This window comes from Leptolyngbya sp. BC1307, from assembly GCF_002286735.1.
Lineage (GTDB): Bacteria > Cyanobacteriota > Cyanobacteriia > Phormidesmidales > Phormidesmidaceae > Phormidesmis.
The window spans coordinates 1-19,304 of the sequence record NZ_NRTA01000022.1; the positions used below are offsets into that span (position 1 = coordinate 1).

Annotated in this window: 15 protein-coding genes and 1 tRNA gene; 7 read left to right on the forward strand and 9 right to left on the reverse strand. The window is 50.8% G+C overall.

Features of this window, described 5'->3' with window-relative positions; translation table 11 throughout:
* Nucleotides 1-171 precede the first annotated feature (171 nt).
* The 3 genes from CKL79_RS12975 to CKL79_RS12985 form a co-directional block, all read right to left on the reverse strand.
* A tRNA-Arg gene (locus tag CKL79_RS12975) sits at nt 172-245 on the reverse strand.
* 100 nt (nt 246-345) lie between these two features.
* Nucleotides 346-1,425, reverse strand: a complete 1,080-nt coding sequence (locus CKL79_RS12980; protein WP_121970003.1) for a tocopherol cyclase family protein — start codon at nt 1,423-1,425, stop codon at nt 346-348.
* Entirely contained in the window at nt 1,422-2,258 is an 837-nt protein-coding gene (locus CKL79_RS12985; RefSeq protein WP_121970004.1) for a SprT family zinc-dependent metalloprotease, read from the reverse strand. The genes CKL79_RS12980 and CKL79_RS12985 overlap by 4 nt, the downstream gene beginning before the upstream one ends.
* A gap of 303 nt (nt 2,259-2,561) precedes the next feature.
* Here CKL79_RS12985 and CKL79_RS12990 point away from each other — a divergent pair, with 303 nt between their 5' ends.
* Nucleotides 2,562-3,014 carry an orange carotenoid protein N-terminal domain-containing protein gene (locus tag CKL79_RS12990; protein WP_121970005.1) on the forward strand — a complete coding sequence of 151 codons (453 nt, stop codon included), beginning with the start codon at nt 2,562-2,564 and terminating at the stop codon, nt 3,012-3,014.
* 126 nt (nt 3,015-3,140) lie between these two features.
* Here the strand turns inward: CKL79_RS12990 and CKL79_RS12995 are convergent, their stop codons facing one another.
* A complete protein-coding gene (locus CKL79_RS12995) occupies nt 3,141-4,277 on the reverse strand; it encodes a beta-fructosidase (protein WP_121970006.1) in 1,137 nt (378 codons plus the stop codon).
* A 204-nt stretch (nt 4,278-4,481) separates the two neighbouring features.
* Between CKL79_RS12995 and CKL79_RS13000 the strand changes: the two genes are divergently transcribed.
* From CKL79_RS13000 to CKL79_RS13020, 5 genes are all read left to right on the forward strand, one after another.
* Entirely contained in the window at nt 4,482-5,849 is a 1,368-nt protein-coding gene (locus CKL79_RS13000; protein WP_240518848.1) for an ABC transporter substrate-binding protein, read from the forward strand.
* A 77-nt stretch (nt 5,850-5,926) separates the two neighbouring features.
* Complete coding sequence (locus CKL79_RS13005) at nt 5,927-6,913, forward strand: sugar ABC transporter permease (protein WP_121970008.1); 987 nt, start codon at nt 5,927-5,929, stop codon at nt 6,911-6,913.
* Between the two features lie 101 nt (nt 6,914-7,014).
* Nucleotides 7,015-7,851 carry a carbohydrate ABC transporter permease gene (locus tag CKL79_RS13010; protein ID WP_121970062.1) on the forward strand — a complete coding sequence of 279 codons (837 nt, stop codon included), beginning with the start codon at nt 7,015-7,017 and terminating at the stop codon, nt 7,849-7,851.
* Between the two features lie 43 nt (nt 7,852-7,894).
* Nucleotides 7,895-9,001 (forward strand): sn-glycerol-3-phosphate ABC transporter ATP-binding protein UgpC, encoded by a 1,107-nt coding sequence (gene ugpC, locus CKL79_RS13015; protein ID WP_121970009.1) that lies wholly within the window; start codon nt 7,895-7,897, stop codon nt 8,999-9,001.
* Nucleotides 9,002-9,248: 247 nt separating this feature from the next.
* The gene (locus tag CKL79_RS13020) at nt 9,249-9,971 is read left to right on the forward strand and encodes a Fe-S cluster assembly protein HesB (protein WP_240518849.1); all 723 of its coding nucleotides are present in this window, start codon (nt 9,249-9,251) and stop codon (nt 9,969-9,971) included.
* Nucleotides 9,972-9,984: 13 nt separating this feature from the next.
* On the opposite strand, the gene CKL79_RS13025 is transcribed toward CKL79_RS13020, so the two are convergent.
* The gene (locus CKL79_RS13025) at nt 9,985-11,046 is read right to left on the reverse strand and encodes a potassium channel protein (protein ID WP_121970063.1); all 1,062 of its coding nucleotides are present in this window, start codon (nt 11,044-11,046) and stop codon (nt 9,985-9,987) included.
* A gap of 260 nt (nt 11,047-11,306) precedes the next feature.
* Here CKL79_RS13025 and CKL79_RS13030 point away from each other — a divergent pair, with 260 nt between their 5' ends.
* Nucleotides 11,307-12,257 carry a glycosyltransferase family 2 protein gene (locus tag CKL79_RS13030; protein ID WP_141242207.1) on the forward strand — a complete coding sequence of 317 codons (951 nt, stop codon included), beginning with the start codon at nt 11,307-11,309 and terminating at the stop codon, nt 12,255-12,257.
* Here CKL79_RS13030 and CKL79_RS13035 read toward each other — a convergent pair.
* The 4 genes from CKL79_RS13035 to CKL79_RS13050 form a co-directional block, all read right to left on the reverse strand.
* Complete coding sequence (locus CKL79_RS13035; RefSeq protein WP_121970012.1) at nt 12,195-13,082, reverse strand: glycosyltransferase family 2 protein; 888 nt, start codon at nt 13,080-13,082, stop codon at nt 12,195-12,197. The two genes, CKL79_RS13030 and CKL79_RS13035, sit on opposite strands and share 63 nt — an antisense overlap.
* Complete coding sequence (locus CKL79_RS13040) at nt 13,082-14,689, reverse strand: glycosyltransferase family 2 protein (RefSeq protein WP_170944056.1); 1,608 nt, start codon at nt 14,687-14,689, stop codon at nt 13,082-13,084. The genes CKL79_RS13035 and CKL79_RS13040 overlap by 1 nt, the downstream gene beginning before the upstream one ends.
* A gap of 256 nt (nt 14,690-14,945) precedes the next feature.
* Nucleotides 14,946-18,065 (reverse strand): glycosyltransferase, encoded by a 3,120-nt coding sequence (locus CKL79_RS13045; protein ID WP_121970014.1) that lies wholly within the window; start codon nt 18,063-18,065, stop codon nt 14,946-14,948.
* A gap of 232 nt (nt 18,066-18,297) precedes the next feature.
* Nucleotides 18,298-19,287 carry a class I SAM-dependent methyltransferase gene (locus CKL79_RS13050; protein ID WP_121970015.1) on the reverse strand — a complete coding sequence of 330 codons (990 nt, stop codon included), beginning with the start codon at nt 19,285-19,287 and terminating at the stop codon, nt 18,298-18,300.
* Nucleotides 19,288-19,304: the final 17 nt, after the last annotated feature.

A 19,304-nucleotide genomic window follows, 5' to 3' on the forward strand; every position in this document is an offset into this window, starting at 1 on the left:
TGGACCTGGCAGCAGGTGAAGCTGCACCGGTTGCAATGACTGCACCTGCCATCAACGCGTAGTCGTCACCTGATAACTACTCCTTGATTGGATAGCGAAATAAAAGCCCCCCGCACGCTGCTTCTGGCAGGCCGTGCGGGGGGCTTTTTGTTTGATTTGATTGGCAGAGGACGGGACTGGCGCGATTCGAACGCGCGACCTAGCGCTTAGGAGGCGCTTGCTCTATCCATCTGAGCCACAGCCCCATGTAAGTTAACTGCTTGATCGGGTGGATTAGACCGACTCTGACAGCTAATCACACAGAACAATATAGCAAGTCACTTAGGATTTTTATTTCAGATTTTGTCAAGATTTTGTCCAGCGATCGCCCCACGGCCCGCCGCCTACCTCCAATCCGGCGAGCTGACTGGTCGCCTCTAAAATCATCTTGTCACTAGAAATATCCCATAGCTGTAGTTGCAATTCGCCATGAGTCGTATCCCGGCACAGCCACTGCAAGCCAGTTTGCGTCGGCACTCGCACCCAGGCTCCGGCATCGGTAGCGCTGCCTGTGAGCGTCACTCGATAACGATAGTCGCGCGCCGTCATTTGCCAGTAGCCCCAAGGGTCAACTGCCCAGGTAAAGGCGGTTTTAGTTGAGAGAAATTCGTAGAACTGACCCTGGTAATGAATGCCAATCAGTCCGACATCTTCTTGCCAGGTAATCACGTCGCGGACGCCGCCTACTGCCGTAACGCTCAGCCCAGGGACGTTCGCAAAGGCATTGCACTGTATCCAAAACCATTTAATGGGAAAAGCGCCGCCCCAGTTTTTCTCAGCGTAGGCCGGTACGGTTTCGAAGTGATAGCGTTTGCCCTGCCAGTCAATCCAGCCTGAGGCTAACCCGTGGGCCATTAGCACCTGCCAACCGGGCTCGAAGACGGGCAGATAAGATAGCCAGCCTGCGGTGGACTGCGACTTAGGAGCACCCCAGCCAGCTATCGGACTAATTTGGTAACACCACTCGGCTTTGGTTTTCCCAGCAGGATCTAGCAATTTGCCCTGATGATGGTTAGGGCTGACCTGATAGCCTTCTTTGATATGACGAGTAAACGCTGCAGGGGAGAGGTAGCGAGCCGGACCGGATATATTAGCGCTGCGCCAGTGGCCTAACCCTAGCTGGTGCGGCCAGGCCCAAAACTGATTGACATCTGGAAACGTGCGGCAGTAGTAAGCTTCGTCAGGGCCTAAGATCTGGGCTGCGCCACCGCTGCGATCGCTTCCCCCCGCCGGATCGTCAATCGAATACATAAAGGCAAACGTCTGCGCTGTCTCAGGCAGCGTCAGCCGCAGATACCAGCCCTCAAAGAAACGACCTGACTGACCTCGCCAGTGGTAGCCACTGTGAGGCGTTTGCAGGTCTTCACCCGCCTTGACTGCGATCATGTTTCTACCCAACGCGGCACATAGCGCCAGCCGGTTTTGAGCTGGTCGCGCCACTGCTGGTAATCGGGCTGCTTTTCACCGACGAGCCGCCAAAATTTTGCCGAGTGATTCATATGCACCGTATGGCAAAGCTCGTGGACTAATACATAGTGAACCAGCGGCCTGGGCAGAAATAGCAGTTTGTAGTTCAAGCTGATGTCTTTGTGATTGGAGCAGCTTGCCCAGCGGGTCTTTTGGCCGCGCACTGAGATGCGGCGGCAGGGCAAGTCAAGCTCAAAGCCGAGCTGCCGTAGCCAGGGCGTGAGATCTCGCTGGGCTCTGTGAGCGAGCCATTTTCTTAAGACGGCCTGGCAAGCGGGCAGGTGCTCTGTGTTGCCGCGAATGGTCAGGCGATCGCCCAATGAGGGAATGCAAAGGGTTTTATTGCCCGCACTGGGCTGATAGGCAACTGACCAAATTTCTAGATCGCTGGGGTCTGCTGAACTGGGGCCTGCCGAACCGGGCTGGTTAGGGTCATCTAGCGCGGTTGACTGCCAGCGCAGCGCGATGGTTTCGGGTTTTTCGGCCTGCCAGTCGCTTGAGGTTTGGGCGCGATCGCTGGTCAGACGTGATCGCGTTTTCGCAATCCAGTCCTGCTTCTTCTCTAAAATACCGGGCAGCTGCTTACGATCAAACTTGGGGGGTACGACGACTTCCACCTCACCCTCTACCGAGATTTTGATAGAGACGTGCTTAGCTCGCTTACTCTCGCGTATTTGATAGGCTGGCGTGGCCAAGTGAGAGACGGAGTCTTCTGGGTCTTCAAAAGGGGAAAATAAGGCTAGCTGAGGCATTGTTTTCTAAGCGATCGCCGCACTGATCACAGACCGCAGACTGCGATAAATCTGGGGGCCATCAGCATTATACCTGTTATAGCCTGACATCAAGCTCATCGCGCTGTGGCGCGAGTAACCGGCCATCGGGTGCCCGGATATCTTCCCTCAAGTGACAGAGTTTTACCGGTTGTCGCTGGTAGCGATGTCTGTCTGCAGAGCATTTAGTCACGCAGGCAACTTGGTTAGGCTAGAGCAGTAAAGAAATCGGATAGTGGGCTAGCATAGTCCGCTAGATCGGTTGTACAAATTTTGAGGTATCCCATGACGTATACAACTGTTGATAGTGTCAAGCAGCCGCTAGATGAATTCCAAAAGTTTGACGCTGATACTAAGCTAGCGCTGCTGTGGTACGGCTACTTAGATCTTAAAGAGAACTTGAATCCCGCCCCTCCGAATGATGTGGAAGTGCTAGGTAACACCCTGTTCGACAAAGTAAAGGCTTTGTCAAAAGAAGAACAGCTACAGGCGCAGAGAGATGTTGTCGAAGGCAATGGAACAGACATCAGCAAAGAGTACGGCGCACTCAGCTCAAGCGGAGCACTGGAATTCTGGCTGCTGCTAGCCCAAGGCATGGAAGCCGGTACGATTGTTACCGTCCCTGATGACTACAGTCTGCCCAAGCAAACCAATAGCTTTGTTGAGATGGTGAAAAAGCTCGACTTTGAAGAGCGAGTTAACTTCACCCGCAATGCGGTTACTCAGATGGGTGGCTAAGCCCAGCCATGGCGGGCTTGTAGAGATTCCCTTCGGCAAGCCCGCCAAATCTTCGCATTCTATGGTGAACAAGGCCGTCAGATGGTCTACTACGACGCAATTAAGTGCGCTATCTTTGTCTCGCATCTATTCTATTGAGCGACTAACAGACGGGTTTGCTGCAATCTTGAGCCCTGACTGTGTCCAGATCGCGATGAACTCCTGACTCACGGCTAGCCGATAGTTCTCTGAATACCAGCCTAAAACTGACATCTCAATTTCATTCGATAGGTCTGCCTGCTGCCAGTTACCTCGATGAGTCTTTGGAAAAAACGTGGTGCCATAAAGCCCGGTAGCTTCACTGCCTGGTACGACTGGCAGCGGGCCTGCTGGCTCAAACGGACCAGTAATTTGATCTGAGATATACCAGTACAGCGTCGAATCAGACACGTTGTCAGAACCAATTTCTTCTAGCCAAAGCGGATTGACAAATTCTTTGAAGCAGGAGAAAAACAAATGATATTTGCCTTGAAAATAAATAACCTGAGGCCGCTCTAGATGATAGAAAGGCCATCGTGCGCTTGCGTCTGCTGGCTCGTCAGCAACACTATCCGATACGCTGTCCGATGTAGAGGAAAGCTCTTCTGCAACTACGCCAGGCCCTGCTACAGGAGGGAGTAACCGGTAGGGACCAGCCAGATGATCAGCCGTAGCAACCCCTACGCCTCCCTGATAAAGCGCTGATCCGGTGAGAGACGCACAGAAAAACAGGTAGTATTTTTGCGTGGCAGGCGCTTTTAAAATGTAAGGGTCTCGCCAATGTAGATGGCTCGCCCAGTTACACTTTCCGGCATAGCCAATACCGGTGTTAGTGCACACATCGCAGTCATCTGCGAGCAAGAGCAAGGGTTTATCAAAGCGGTGCCAGTGCTGCCCATCTGTGGAGGTGGCTAGACCAATGGCCTCTTTTGAGATCTCACTTTTGCTTGCCGCTGAATAAAATAAGTAGCGGGTGTTTTCTTCTTGGTAGGCGCTGCCTGCAAATATTCGCCCAGACTCCCAACCTTGACCAGCGAGAGGCTCTAGAACCGGCCCAGTATGATGCCAGTGGCACATATCTTGAGAGTGTGCCTCGCAAATCCAGCTAGTTTGCCACCAGGGGTCTTGGTCGGTGCTGCCGCTGAGATAGAACAACCGATAGGTATCACTTTGCCCAGACCCGTCTTCCTGAAGGAGCCAGGGGTCCCAGCAAGGCGGTTGGGTGGCAGCAGGTGGGGTTGGCATAGGCTTGGCTGCAAATAAAGTTTATTGTCTTAAGCGCGATACGCATTTACATTAGCTAGAGCGTAAAGTTTTATATCACCTTTTCATAATTATTTCTAAAGATAGGGCAGTCCTTCTACTCTAAGACATAATATTTTAAGAGGTCTCGAAACTCTCTTACACCCAAATAAATAGGGATGTTTGACTTATAAACTTCTAAGATTTATGTTTTCTCTCTTACAGCAGTGTTCATCCATTCAGATTACGACAAGACCTGCTGGGAGAATGGTCAGGTATCTGACGCTGGGGTTGGCGATCGCCCTTCCCTTAGCCAGCTGTAGCCAGCCCTCAGAGACAGACCCGTCAGCAACCAGTCAGCCCGCTGGCTCAAATACGGTCAGCGTATTAGGCGTAATCGTCGGTGACCAGCAGGCCAAACTAGAAGAGGCGCTGAAGCCCTTTGAAGAGGAGACGGGCATCGACGTTATCTACGAGGGCACAGACGCCTTTACAACGCTGCTGCCAGTGCGGGTCGATTCGGGTGATTCGCCCGATATTGCTATGTTTCCGCAGCCGGGACTGATGCGATCGCTGGCCGCAGAAGGCGCACTGGTGCCGGTCACCGAAGTGCTTACCCGCAGTGAACTCGAAGCCTACTATCCCGATAGCTGGATAGACCTCTCGACGGTAGACGACCAGATCTACGGTATCTGGTATCGCTCGGCGGTTAAGAGCCTAATTTGGTACAACCCCGAGCAGTTTGCAGAAAAGGGCTACTCAATTCCCGATACCTGGGAGGAGATGACTGCCCTCAGTGACAAAATCGTTGCCGAAGGCGGGAGCGCTTGGTGCTTGGGCATGGAGAGCGGTAACGCCTCTGGCTGGCCGGGTACTGACTGGGTAGAAGATATCTTGCTGCATACTGCTGGCCCCGAATTTTACGATCAGTGGGTGCAGCATGAGGTGCCTTTTAACGCCCCTGAAGTGCAGGAAGCTTTTGGGTATTTTGCTGAGATAGTGCGATCGCCCGGCTATGTTTGGGGCGGTAAAACGGCAGCGCTGAGCATTCCCTGGGGCGACTCGGTAGCAGGGCTCTTTGACGATCCGCCCAAGTGCTATATGCATCATCAGGGCAATTTTATTAGCACCTTTTTCCCTAAAGATGTCGTCTTAGGAGAAAACGTAGACTTTTTCCCGACGCCGGTGATCAATCCTGAATATGGCAAGGCGCTGCTGGTAGCGGGCGATATTTTCTCTATGCTCAACGACACGCCCGAGGCGCGTCAGCTGATGGCCTATCTGGCAACGCCGACACCGCACGAAATTTGGGCAAAGCAGGGCGGCTTTCTTTCTGCCAATAAACAGGTTGACCTGAGCGTTTACCCGGACGAGATCAGTCGCAAGCAGGCTGAGCTACTGACTACTGCAAAGATTGTTCAGTTTGACGCTTCTGATGCGATGCCCGGCGCGGTCGGGACAGGGACTTTTTGGTCAGGAATGATGAACTTTGTAGCGGGTTCGTCGGCTGAGGAAGTGACTGACCAGATTGAGTTTTACTGGCCCGAAGACAGTTCGGTGGTAGAGGGTCCGTAAGTTCAGAAGGCGGGTAAAGCAGCCATCTGTTTTTAGGTGTAGCAGCAGCTCAGTGGAAAGACGATAGAAGAAAGGCTATGGACAGTAACAACATATCGCTAATTTTGAAGGCGCTGCTGGCGATCGCCATCGGGTCAGTCGGCATCATCGCTGTCTTTTATGGGCTGAATATCTTGGTCGAAAAGACTTTGCCGCAGCGGGCACGGCTGAAGGTGCTGCCCTGGATTTACGTTGGCCCATCGGTGCTGCTGCTGACGGCTTATCTGGTGATTCCGGCTATTCGCACCTTTTATCTCAGCTTTTTTGGCAATAGCTCAGATGATTTTGTCGGGCTAAAAAACTACATTTTTGCCTTTACCGCTCCCGACATGCTGATTACCTTTCGCAATAATCTGCTGTGGCTGGTGCTGGTGACGGGCATTAGCGTCGGGCTAGGGCTGATTATCGCTGTTTTAATCGACCGGGTGCGCTATGAGCCTCTGGCCAAATCGCTGATCTTTTTGCCGATGGCGATTTCGTTTGTCGGAGCCAGCGTCATCTGGCGGTTTATCTATGCTTACCGGCCCATCGGGGCTGAGCAGATTGGCGTACTCAATGCGATTGTCGTGGCGCTGGGGTTTGAGCCGGTGGGGTGGCTGGTAAATCGCGGCATTAATAATTTTGCCCTGATTGCGATTATGATCTGGCTGCAAACGGGCTTTTGCATGGTGCTGCTCTCGTCGGCTGTGAAAGGTGTGCCTGACGATGTGATTGAGGCGGCCAGAGTGGATGGGGCCAGTGAGATTCAAATTTTTAGGCGGATTACGGTGCCGATGATCATGCCGACGGTGACCGTGGTAGCCACAACAGTGGTGGTGCTGGTGCTCAAGGTGTTTGATATTGTCTTTGTGATGACTGGCGGCAATTTGCAAACCGATGTGATTGCCAGCCGCATGATCCGAGAGATGTTTAATTTTCGCAACTATGGGCGGGGCAGTGCGATCGCCGTCATTCTTCTGTTCGCTGTCATCCCCGTCATGGTTGCCAATATTCGCCGCTTTCGCCAACAGGAGCTTAACCGATGACCGTCGCTCAGCCGCAACCCCCCGCCCCCCAGCGACCGCAGCCCGACCCCCAACCAGACTATGTGGCCAAGCGTAAAGAGAAGTCTAAGTTTGAGCGCTTCATGGCCAAAGCGCCTGTGCATATTGCCGTTGTGGCGATCGCCATTCTCTGGACACTGCCGACGCTAGGGCTACTGATCAGCTCTTTTCGGCCTGCAGATGATCTGGTTAACAGCGGCTGGTGGACGGTGTTTCTCAATCCGTTTGAGTTTACGCAGTTTACGCTAGAAAACTACAGCACCGTGCTCTTTGACCAGGGGATGGGGCAGGCTTTTCTCAACAGTCTGGTGATTTCGGTACCGGCGACGGTGATTCCGATTGCGATCGCCACTTTCGCCGCCTACGCGCTGGCCTGGATGGAGTTTCCCGGTCGTCAGGCAATTTTCATTGTCACCGTCGCGCTGCTGGTAGTCCCGCTACAGATGACGCTGATTCCAATTTTGCGGGCCTACACCGCGCTGGGCATATCAGGCACCTTTTTGGCGGTCTGGCTGGCCCATAGCGCCTACGGCCTGCCACTGGGCGTATACCTGCTGCGCAACTATATCGGATCACTGCCGCGCGACCTGATTGAGGCGGCGGCGGTCGATGGCGCGTCTCACCTGAAGACCTTTACGCGCGTGATTGTGCCGCTGAGTATGCCGGCGATCGCCTCTTTTGCCGTCTTTCAGTTTCTCTGGGTGTGGAATGATTTGCTGGTGGCCCTGGTGTATTTGGGCGGCAACCAGGATGTGGCTCCGGTGACGCTGGTGCTACGGAATATTGTGGGCGATCGCGGTCAAGATTGGTACCTGCTCACGGCGGGCGCATTTATCTCTATGCTGGTGCCCATGGCCGTCTTTTTTGCCTTGCAGCGCTTCTTTGTACGTGGGCTGTTGGCAGGCTCTGTCAAAGGGTAGTCCGCAATTCTCTTCTCAACCTGTTTATCCTCGGAAACCCATCATGTCTAGCGTCGTTTTTGAAAAAGTCACTAAACAGTATGAAAACGGCTACGTGGCCGTCAAAGATCTCAGTATCGAGCTTGAAGACAAGGAATTTTTAGTCTTGGTCGGGCCTTCGGGCTGTGGTAAAACGACCTCGCTGCGAATGCTTGCTGGCCTGGAAGATATCAGCGACGGCAACATTTACATTGACGGGCAGCGGGTGAATAATGTGACGCCCAAAGACCGCGATATCGCCATGGTTTTTCAATCTTACGCGCTCTATCCGCATATGACCGTGGCCGACAATATGGGCTTTAGCCTGGATCTTAAAGGCATCAATAAAAAAGAAATCAGAAAGCGCGTGGAAGATGCGGCCCGGCAGCTCGGTATTGAACAGCTGCTAGATCGTAAGCCAAAGCAGCTATCGGGCGGGCAGCGGCAGCGGGTAGCGCTAGGCCGGGCAATTGTGCGATCGCCTGCCGTCTTTTTGATGGATGAACCACTCTCTAACCTCGACGCCAAGCTGCGCGTACAGGCCCGCGCCGAACTCAGCCAGCTCCACAAAAAAGTCGGTACTACCTTTGTCTATGTCACCCACGACCAGGCAGAAGCGATGACGATGGGTACCCGCATCGCCGTGATGAACAAAGGCATTTTGCAACAGATTGACACGCCGCAAAACGTATACGACCACCCTAACAACATTTTTGTAGCGGGCTTTCTCGGTAGCCCCTCAATGAACTTTTTTGAAGCGCAGCTGATTGAGAAAGATGGCGTCCCGGCGATTAAAACCGACGGCGACCTCACCGTCCCGGTGCCGACCGACCGGCAGCAGCGCTACCGCGAATTTATCGGGCGTCCGGTGATCTTTGGCATCCGCCCAGAAGGGATTTACCACCCGCAGTATGTGCCGCCGGGCATTGAGCCGGTGAGTGTCAAAGCAACGGCTTCTGTCGTAGAGCTGATGGGTCACGAAGAGATCGTCTACTTTACGCTACCCAACGACATTGAGTTTATCGCTCGCGTAGATCCTCGGGCCAAAATTACGCCGGGCGAAACACTAGATCTGCAGTTCGATCTCACCCGCTTTCATCTGTTTGACAAAGAAAGCGAGCAGGTAATTTAGACGGCTTTGTTGTGTAAGGCTAATAGACAGACGTAGCAGCTTCTACAGAGTCTTGGATCGAGATTGTGTCTAAAGATAGAGACTTTTTGTAGGTCGCACGGGTGGGCAGGCGCAGCGCACCGGATGACTCCGTTTTGAGTTCAGCAGAAAAGATTCTGCTGTAGGTAGCCAACTTTAGATAGACGCTTTTTTAGGGCAACTTTAGTAAATTTAGTCTGCAATACAGTCTATTTTTACATCAGAACTCTTGCAAATTGACCTACTGACCGCGCCTGATCTCAGCCAAAAAGCGATCGCCATTCATCACCGCCTCTGCGAAGCCTATGGTTGTCCGATTGCCTATTTTCATAATTTAGACCCGCTGAGCGAACTGGTATCTTCACTGCTATCGCACCGGACTAAAAACAAAGACTCTGGCCGGGCGTTTAAGCAGCTTAGGGCGGCGTTTCCGACCTGGGAAGCAGTGCGTGACGCGGAGACGGCGGCAGTACAAACAGCGATCGCCCCCTGCACCTGGCCTGAGCAAAAAGCCCCCCGTATTCAGCAAGTCTTGCGGCAGATTACCGCCGAGCGCGGCGAGCTATCGGTCGATTTCCTGACGGAGCTTCCTGTCACCGAAGCCAGAACCTGGCTGGAAACTTTAACAGGAGTTGGCCCTAAAACCAGCGCCGCTGTGCTTGCCTTTAGCACCCTGAGACGACGCGCTCTACCAGTCGATAGCCATCATCATCGGGTGGCGATGCGCACGGGGCTGATCTCCGAAAAGGTCTCCGTCGGGCTCTCTCACAAAATTTTAGAAGCGCAGCTCCCGGCAGACTGGTCAGCTCAACAGGTTTATGATAATCACGAGGTGCTGATGCTGCACGGTCAGCGGTGCTGCTATTACCGGAAGCCGATGTGCGATCGCTGCAATATTTTAGACCTGTGCCCTCACGGTCAGCAGCTCACCAAAGCCCAGCAGCGGACGTGATCAGGGCAGCTCGCTAGCGGCGGACCCGTGCCCCCCGATAGCGCAACTGACTTTTTGCCGCCGACCGCTGCGCAAAGTTGGGCATATCGCCCTGGTGCCCCATGATCATCACCGTGTCGCCTTCATACAAAGCTTCCTGATGGCCCGGATGAATCACAATAGTGCCGTCAGCCCGCTTTAGCGCCACAATGATAAACGTCCCTTTTCCGTGGATCTCGACATCGCCGATAGTCCGACCTAGCAGCGCCGAATCAGCCGATACCGCCAGCTCATTCACCTGTATGTCAATTTCAGCTAGCAGTTCGTTCAGATTGGCCCGGCCATCATCTTGAGCAATAAAGTTCACCGCGTTTGGGTGACTGATCAGGTGGGCCATTCGCAGCGCACCAATCGTCGCCGGTAAAACCACCTGATCCGCGCCCGCTAGCCGCAGCTTTTTCGCTGAAGAGGGCAGCGTACCCCGCGCCACCACCACCAGCTGAGGATTTAGCTCGCGGGCCGTCAGGCTAATAAAAACATTGGCCGCATCGTCTGGCAGTACGGTCGCCAGCACTCTAGCCCGGTCAATGCCGACGGCCTGCAGATGATTTTCATCGGTGGCGTTGCCCAAAAAGACCAGGTAGCCTTTCTCTTGAGCGGCGTTAATCCGGTCGGGGTTGCGGTCTAAGATGATGAACCGCTGATGATCTTCCTGGAGCTTTTGCGTCAGCATTTGCCCCATGCGGCCATAGCCACAGACAATCACATGATTGGTTAAGTTCTGAATTTCTTGAGTCATTTGCCTCACGCGCAGCGTCCGACGAATTTCACCAGCGGTCACCATTTGTACAAAGCCCGCCAGCGTGTAGGCCACCGACAGTGCCCCTGCGATGATTACCAAAATTGTAAACACTCGCAGCTTAGTCGAGTCGAGCGGCTCTACCTCGCCATACCCCACCCCAAACACGGTGATCACCACCATATAAATGGCGTCCAGCGGCGTCCAGCCCGCCAGAATATACCCCACCACCGCAACGACAATGGTGGTAGAGAAAAAGAGGGTACCGGCAAATATGCGCTGAAATGAGCTTTGGATAGGCGATCGCACTCAACTGAATCCTAAGCAGATCTAAACCGACATCTTACTAGGCGTTCATTCATCACATTGTAATGAGCATGACCTTAGTAAGAAGCTGCCATGAGCGTTCTAAAGTAACTTGTCAAGCTCACTAAGCTTTGCTAAAAAGTCAATATAATCGGGCTTGTTAGGCCGGGCCACCAGCTCAAAACAACTAAATAGCGGTTAATACAGATACGGGCTGTCTGAGTCATACGTTGTTTGTGTATGCTGGCGAAATGCTTTATTTTCTATCGGTTAATTACTATTCCACCGAGCTATTGCGTCACCTGCTGCGGTCTGTAGCGGCGCTCTCTTTCCCGCTACCCTACCAGTTTATTATCGTCAATAATTCTCCTGACGATACGTCTGTCTACGTTCTGCAGCAGGAGTTTGAGAATATAGCAATTCTTCCAGCTGCGGGCAACTTGGGGTTTGGCGGGGGCTGTAATTTGGGGTTGGCGTATGCCTATCAGCGGGATCCGCGCGCTTGGGTGTGGCTGATCAACCCGGATGCGGTTTTGGTGGTGGGGGCGATCGCTTACGTCCACACCTGCTTCGAGCACCGGCCCACGCTCAGCATTTTAGGCACCCGCATTCGAGCGAGTAGCAAAGATATCTGGTTTGCTCAGGGCCGCTTCAACCCGTGGACGGGGTCTCTCAAGCATCGATTGCCCGCCGCGCAAACCGTCCACCAGTCAGCAGAGCAGCCTGCTAACGTGCTCGCCAGCCGTTGGGTATCGGGTTGCAGTATGATTTTTAACTTGCATCGGTTCGACCATTGCCCTGAGTTTGATCCCACCTTTTTTTTAGACTACGAAGACGCCGAGATCTGCGAGCGCTACCGCCGTCAGGGGCATGAAATTGGTGTGACTCAGGCGGTGTTGGTAAACCATGCGGTATCGGCCATTACCAGCCGCAACCGCCGCGCGAAGTTTCGACATGCGACCTTTAGCAAACTGTACTTTCTTTTCAGGCATGGCTCCTGGACGGCGCTTGGCCTGAACATTCCCTACCTGCTGATCTGGAGCATCAAGCTACTGCTGCGTGATCGGGAAACGGGTATCGGCCGTTTTCAGGGCTGGATAGACTTTATGAGCTGGTGGGCAAAGTCGTTAACCCATCGGCTACCGCCCACTCCGTTCCGTCCGAGGACGGCTTTTACCCAGTCGCAGCAGCCGCATGAGTAAGTGATAGAGCGTTTGCGGGTAGGCATACCAGGGGCAGTAGCGGAGGAAAATGTAAATAATGGCCGGCACAAACAGGTGAGATTTAGGGTGAAAGAAAGCGTACTTCAGCCCCGCGATCCGCTTGAAATCTTGTTTTTTTTGTGCAGCCGAAAAGTCGTCTTGCAACACCACATGCGGAGCCACGTACGCCTCGATTCCAGACCGTCTGGCCCGCAGAATAAGCTCAGAATCGGCATGATAGTGCGGCAAAAACGCAGCCTGATACAAGCCCACCTGCTCAAAAACGCTGCGATGGATGAGAACGCCATCTCCGGGTAGCGCATCGACCGCTAAAATCTCCTGAGCCATGATGTCTGCGGGTAAATCTTCAGCAAGCGTATTGACATACTGTAGCTGTAAGAATCTGGGCGTGCCCCAGACGAGCTGAGTGCCCAGCGCCCAAACTTGATGAGGCGGCTCCAAATAATCAATGCGGTTTCCGATTATTCTCAGGCTGTGTTTCTGCGCCAAGGCGATCAGGCGCTGTATGTGGTCAGGGGCCACCACCGCATCGTCGTTAATCGTAAAAATATAGTCGTAGCCATGTTCTAGGGCATAGCGGACGCCTGCGTTAGTCGCACCTGCCCAATACTGTTGATCGCTGACCTGCAGCAAGATCACGTCAGGATAGTGTTGCTGTACCTCCCTCGCCGTACCGTCGGGAGAGTCGGCATCGACAACAATAGTAGTCAGGTCTGCATACGTTTGCTGGACAAATTGTCCTAAAAATCGCTGTGTTTTGGGCCAGCGATTATAAGTCGGTACAACTGCGGCTACCTTAACCACTAACGGGAACCTCTTTGCTGGTTACGCCCATCGGGCCAGGCAAGTTGAAAGAAGGGGCGGCGCGAAGACAAATTAGGGTTGTAGTAAGGGTCATTTTGCAGGTAACAACTTCCTGCAAATTTCTCATGAAGGCGTTCTAGCTCTCCAGGGATTCCAGGGCTGAGTCCGTTAGCGCGGCTTACCGACTCGTAGTGAATGAGTTCTGCGTAGGGGGTAAACACATTGCGATAGCCTGCTTGATGGGCTCGCAGACACAGGTCTACGTCGTTGTAGCTCAGAGGAAAGCTTTCGTCAAAGCCATTGAGTTCTTCAAACAGGCGATGGCGCATCATCATACAGGCTCCGGTTACGCCCAGGTAGTCGCGGTTGACAATGTTGGAATAATAATATCCATCATGGTTGCCTGAACCATTGTGAAATGCATGGCCAGGTTTTCCGGTCAGGATTAGCATTCCTGCGTGCTGTAGGCGACCATTGGGATAAAATAGCTTAGCCCCGACAGCACCGATCTCTGTTTGCTGAGCCAGCTCTAGCATGGCTTCTATCCAGTTGGAAGTCATGATCTCTGTATCGTCATTTAGCATCAGCAGGATTTCGCCGTTAGCACTTTGCGCCGCCAAGTTCATACGCTGGGAAAAATTGAAGGGCTGATCGCTGCGGACGAGTTTTAGATCTGCTCCTTGAACTAACTTGAGAGTAGCTTTTGAAATATCGTAACCATCTACTAAAATGATTTCCAAATTTTGGTAGGTACTGAGGCGGCGAATGCTGCTCACACATTGCGCTAGCAGACAGACTTGCTGACCCCGTATTTTTAAATGGGTGCCTGCGCTAGGGATGACAATACTGACTAGCGGGCGGCGCTGAATATGGCGACGGACTCTAAACAGACCTGATTTCGCACCTTTTTCAACCCAACCTGGATATGGGCTGCGATCCAGCATGTCTTGGAGTGCTCTTTGCGCAGCCCGAGAGGCCCGCAGATTGGCATCTACCCCAGATGACAGCGAAGAGGGTAGCGTGCGCCGATGATACAACACCTTGGGAACATGGTGAATCTGTGATGTTTGCTCGCTGATACGTAGTGCTAAGTCCCAATATTGGGCTCCCTCGTACTCGCTTCTAAAGCCTTTGATTTTACGAACCAAACTGGTGCGGTACACAGACAAATGCAGGGTGTACATATATGAATGAAAATAGTCTGGTGACCAGTCAGGTTTGAAGAAAGGGTTTTGGCGATCGCCTGCCTGAGTAATCTGGTCTACATCGGTGTAGATAAAGTCAGCTTTCGGGTGAGCCCGCAGATAGGTAGCAACTTCGTAAAAAGCGGTTGGAGCAAGTTCCGCATCGCTCTCTAATAGCGCAACAAATTCACCTTTGGCTAACGTTAAGGCTACATTATTAGCGGCAGATATGCTCCGGTTCTGTTCTAAAAGAACAAAGGTGATGCGCTGATCTTGCTGAGCATAGCGTTCTAAAATCGGGCGGATATGTCTAGCCGTAGAGACAATGCCGGTTAAATATAGCTCCCAGCGAGCGTATCGCTGGTTCAGAACCGACTCAATCGACTTGATCAACCAGATAGCATCAGTATTGTCGAGGGGCAAAAGAACAGAAATGAGGAAACCGTTTGCCTCAGTATCAGCTACCTCCTCAGCGGTTTCTTGCTGTGAAACATTGGCTGCTGCGCGCAACCATTCTGGATATGAAGGCGGATGTATTCTGGCCCATAACCGTTCAACGACGCCAAAAAAATCACCGGTTGCTAGGATTAGAATCAGTCGCCTTAGCTTGGATATCATGCTTGTAAACAGAGGCTGATGAAGGTGCGTATTTTTGTAAGTTTTTCAAATGCATATCTCGCTATTTAGAAAAATAGGCTTCTCTAAATAGTGAGGCATATCCTTCGGTCATCTCTTCAAAGGTATTAAGGCTGTTCAGTACAGAGTAGGAGCTACAACCAAAGGCTAGCCGTATTGCTTCATCGTCTAGCATCAATTTTATCTTTTCTGCTAGCTGATCGATTTCTCCTGGCTCATAAAAGAGAGCATTGATACCCTCTTTTACCTGCTCTTTAACACCGAAAACAGGCGTTGTAATAATGGGCAGTCCGCAGGCCATTGCCTCTAAAATAACTCTTGGGAAGCTTTCAATTCGAGACGTAAATACGAAGATGTCGGCAGCTTTATAGTAATCAACAACATTTGATGTTTCTGAGACGACAGAAACTCTATGGCGAACTGAAGACGGTAGCTGCTTTATTAGCTGCTTCAGCTTGGTGCTGTATTGACTCGGGCGATCGCCCACCATAAATACTCTGATCCTAGAGTGTAATTCCAAAGGTAGTTTGGCCAGTGCAAGGGCAAGATCGTGCTGGCCTTTACGTTCACAAATGGTTCCGAGTGAAAGCAAAACAATATCACCCTCGGTCACTTGCAAAGAGTGGCGAGCGGTTTTTCTAGTCATGGCTTTTTGAGAAGGCTCTAACCGTTCTAAATTTAAGCCATTGTGAATAACGCTGAAGTTGTGATGAGTATTTAGAGGCAAGTATCTATCCCTGGTTGCATCTGCTACGAATATGACACGGTAAGGAAACTGAAATGACTTTAGCGCATGAGCTAAAAGCTGTGTGCCAAAGTGGGATAGGTGAAATTCCCATTCTTCGCTCTCGTGAATGTTCCAAATAGAGGGAACATTTGCTTGATGGGCGGCGGCGATCGCGTAAAAAGTACTGATCGTATTTCCATAGACCAGCTCTATGGATTGACTTTTAATAAAATCTGCCAGAGCAGAGAGACTCTCACAATAGTTTTCAACCCTGAACACACCCTGTAAAGGATGTGGCCTGACGTATACGGTAATTCCTGCCGATTCGTATTCCTGGCGTAGTGGGCCGTCTTCAGGCGCATACACGATTGGTTCAATAACACCCGACTTCATGAGTGAAATCGTTAATTCACACTGGTGATAGGTTGCCCCTTCCCAGTTCAGATTATGAGTAAATACCAGCGTTTTAACGGGTGACGATATCTCAAAAACGACCTTTCGAGGCACAATCTTAAACTGTTCATCTTCTAGGGATAAATGAGGACTGTAGAAAGGGTCAACTTTACTTGCGTACTTGCGCTTAAAGGCAGCTATCTCTTGAGGATTGTCTCTGAACCCTCTTGTTGTTCCCTCCTTATGGAAAAGCTCAGCGGTAGAACAATACACGCATCTGTACCCTGCCTCAACAAGACGATAGCAATAGTCTGCATCGTTATAGGCAACTGCAAATTGATCGCTATCAAACCCGCCTGAATCTAAAAACAACTCTCTCGGTGTTAATAGACAGGCGGCTGTTACCGCCGAGTAGTTGCGAGAGACCTTAGCATACGAAAGGTAACCGTTATCCCAACTAGGAACCAGTTTAAAGGCATGTCCGGCTAGACCATGATGCAAACCATGTATGACACCAGCATGTTGAATTTTGCAATCTGGGTATAGCAGGCGAGCACCGACAGCCCCCACCTTTGAAGAACTGGCAAATCCAACCATTTGGCTAAGCCACTGAGGAGAAATCGCTTCAACATCATTATTCATGAAAAGTAAGTAATCGCTATTGACCAGTTCAGCCGCCCTATTGTTAATCGCAGCAAAGTTGAAGCCTTGGCCTTCATTACCAATTTCTAAGACGGTATGAGGAATTGAATTCAAATAGTCAAGCGTTTCAGGGTCGTCACTCTCATTGTCAATGATGACAATTTGATAGTTTTTATAGGTGGTTTTTTCTAAAGACTCAATACAGTCTCTGAGCAAACACAACTGATTTTTTGTTGGAATAATGATGGAAACAGACGGACCATCATCTGCAAAATAGTATGCAAAAATACCACAGCTAGCCGCTTGTGCCCACTCCGGATGATAGACTATTCCGCTGAGATCTCGACGTTCAAGCGTCTCCTGCAGCGCTTCTTTGGCTGCCAAAAAACTTTCTGGCTTAGCGGCCCCCGAAGTCGCTGTAGACCCTTCTACAGCCCGCCAGTGATACAGAACCAGGGGCAAATGCCCCACCTGACGGCACTTTTCTGTTGCCCTGAGCGCAAAATCATAGTCTTGCGATCCCTCAAAGCCTACTCTGATACCGTCTACCTGATCAAAAATAGTCCGCCTGACAGCGCAAACGTGGCCCATGTACATATACGACAGAAGCAGCTCAGGTGACCAGTCAGGTTTGAATTGAGGCGCGTAGCGTTGTCCCTGCGTATTGATCTTGTCATCGTCTGAATACACAAAATCAGTCTCTGGATGATTTTTCAAATATAATGCAATCTCACCAAGAGCATCAGGGGTGAGTTCATCATCATGGTCAAGAAACAAAATAAACTCGCCTGTCGCTAAGCTTGCAGCGCTGTTGGTAGCAGCGCTGATGTTGCCATTCTCCTCGCGCAAAATCAAGCGAATGCGATCATCTCTATCAGCCCAAGCCTTTAGGGCCAGCTGTATATCTGGATTAGGGCTGAAATCATCGGCAATGCATAGCTCCCAGTTATCGTAAACCTGACTGATGACACTGCTGATCGCAGCCTCTAAAAAAATAAGCGGCGGGTTGTAAACCGGCATCACGACTGAGATCTTAGCTAAAGGTGAGACATCCTCTTGCAGCCTTTCTCGTAAGTATCGCTCGGTTTTTGCAGTCCATTGGTTAGCTGCTTGCCAAGCCTCGTACGGGTCGAGCGGAGCGGGAGGTTGAAACCCTGGAACAGAAGCTAGTTCCTTTCCTAAGCTTGTTTTTTCCCGATAGAAGAGGATCAACTTTTTAGTCAATAAGGGAAGCTCACTCAGCCGAACAAGGTATCCTAGCCTTGATTGTCTTTCGATAATTCTTTGACGCAACCGCGCTAAAAAATAAGTGTTCTGCTTGAATACGATTCTCAAAGCAGACAAAGGGCTAGCCTGTCTTCCCTTCCGTGAGTTTTTATTTTCTTCGGCTTTATTGCTCATTATATTCTTAGGTGTGACTTGTGTTCTAGTTCATCCCTATCGTGACAGATACTCACAAATTATCGGAGTGACCGACGCAGCAGTTGCGCTACACAAACTCATCTATCATTTTGCTTTAGAAGAAAGTTAAGCTAACTTTAATATTGATGCATCGATTTCTGTAAGCGATCATCGAAATATTTTTCAATCAACGATAGTGCATTGGGTCACATTAGCAGAGATAATTCCGGGTTCAACCAGACGGTTTCGGATTAATCAGGCGCTTGACTTTGAACCAAGCTGTTCTGATCTTCCAGAATTTGCTGGATTCCATTGCTCGAACAACCTGTTTAGATTCTGCTTGAGTTTTCTGTAGTTCTGCTTGAGTTTTCTGTAGTTCTGCTTGAGTTTTCTGTAGTTCTGCTTGAGTTTTCTGTAGTTCTGCTTGAGTTTTCTGTAGTTCCATCCCTGCCTGATTCATCTCCCTTCGAAGCTCGCAGCATTTCTCCTGAAGGGCAATATGCCCGTGGGTCGTTGAGCATGAATATGCCCGAACTACAAATTGCAGCGAGTCCGAAAACTTATCTGCATGGATAAACTCTAATAGCTCATCAGAAACTTTCTCTCTGTTCAAGTTTGGTGTCAGAGGGGACGCATCGAATATTGGCAGTCTAGTACTATCCTCTGACTCTATATAATAACCTGAAGATTCAAATAGATGACGCAGAGAATCATGAGTAAAAAAACGTAGATGAGTGTTGTCAAGTAGACCTAGTTCTGAATATTCAAAACGACCCTCAAGCAAAGCCAATCGAACAGAACCATGTGCAACATTAGGTATTGAGGCGATTACACAACCATTGGGATTCAGGATGTCCTTGACAGACTTTAATACCTGCCATGGATCTCTCAAGTGTTCCAGCACGTCTCCAAATATAGCGACATCAAATTTTTGCTCTCCTATAATAACTTCAACTTTGTCGTAGTCGAGATCAGCTACTATGACACGTTCACAGAACTGTTCAGCGGCTTTGGCAGCATCCGGATTTATTTCGATACCAACAGTTTTACATCCCTGCTCTGCTAATAGTTTCGCGAGGTATCCCGTCGCACATCCAAAATCAATGACTTGCTTATCATTCCCAACAAAAGCCAATATTTTGGCTAAGCTAGTATTCTCATCTAAATGTTCTTTAGAGATGTGTGTAATATCAGGATAGCCTTTAAATTTTTTATCTGACATGTTTAGTTTAGTGCGAT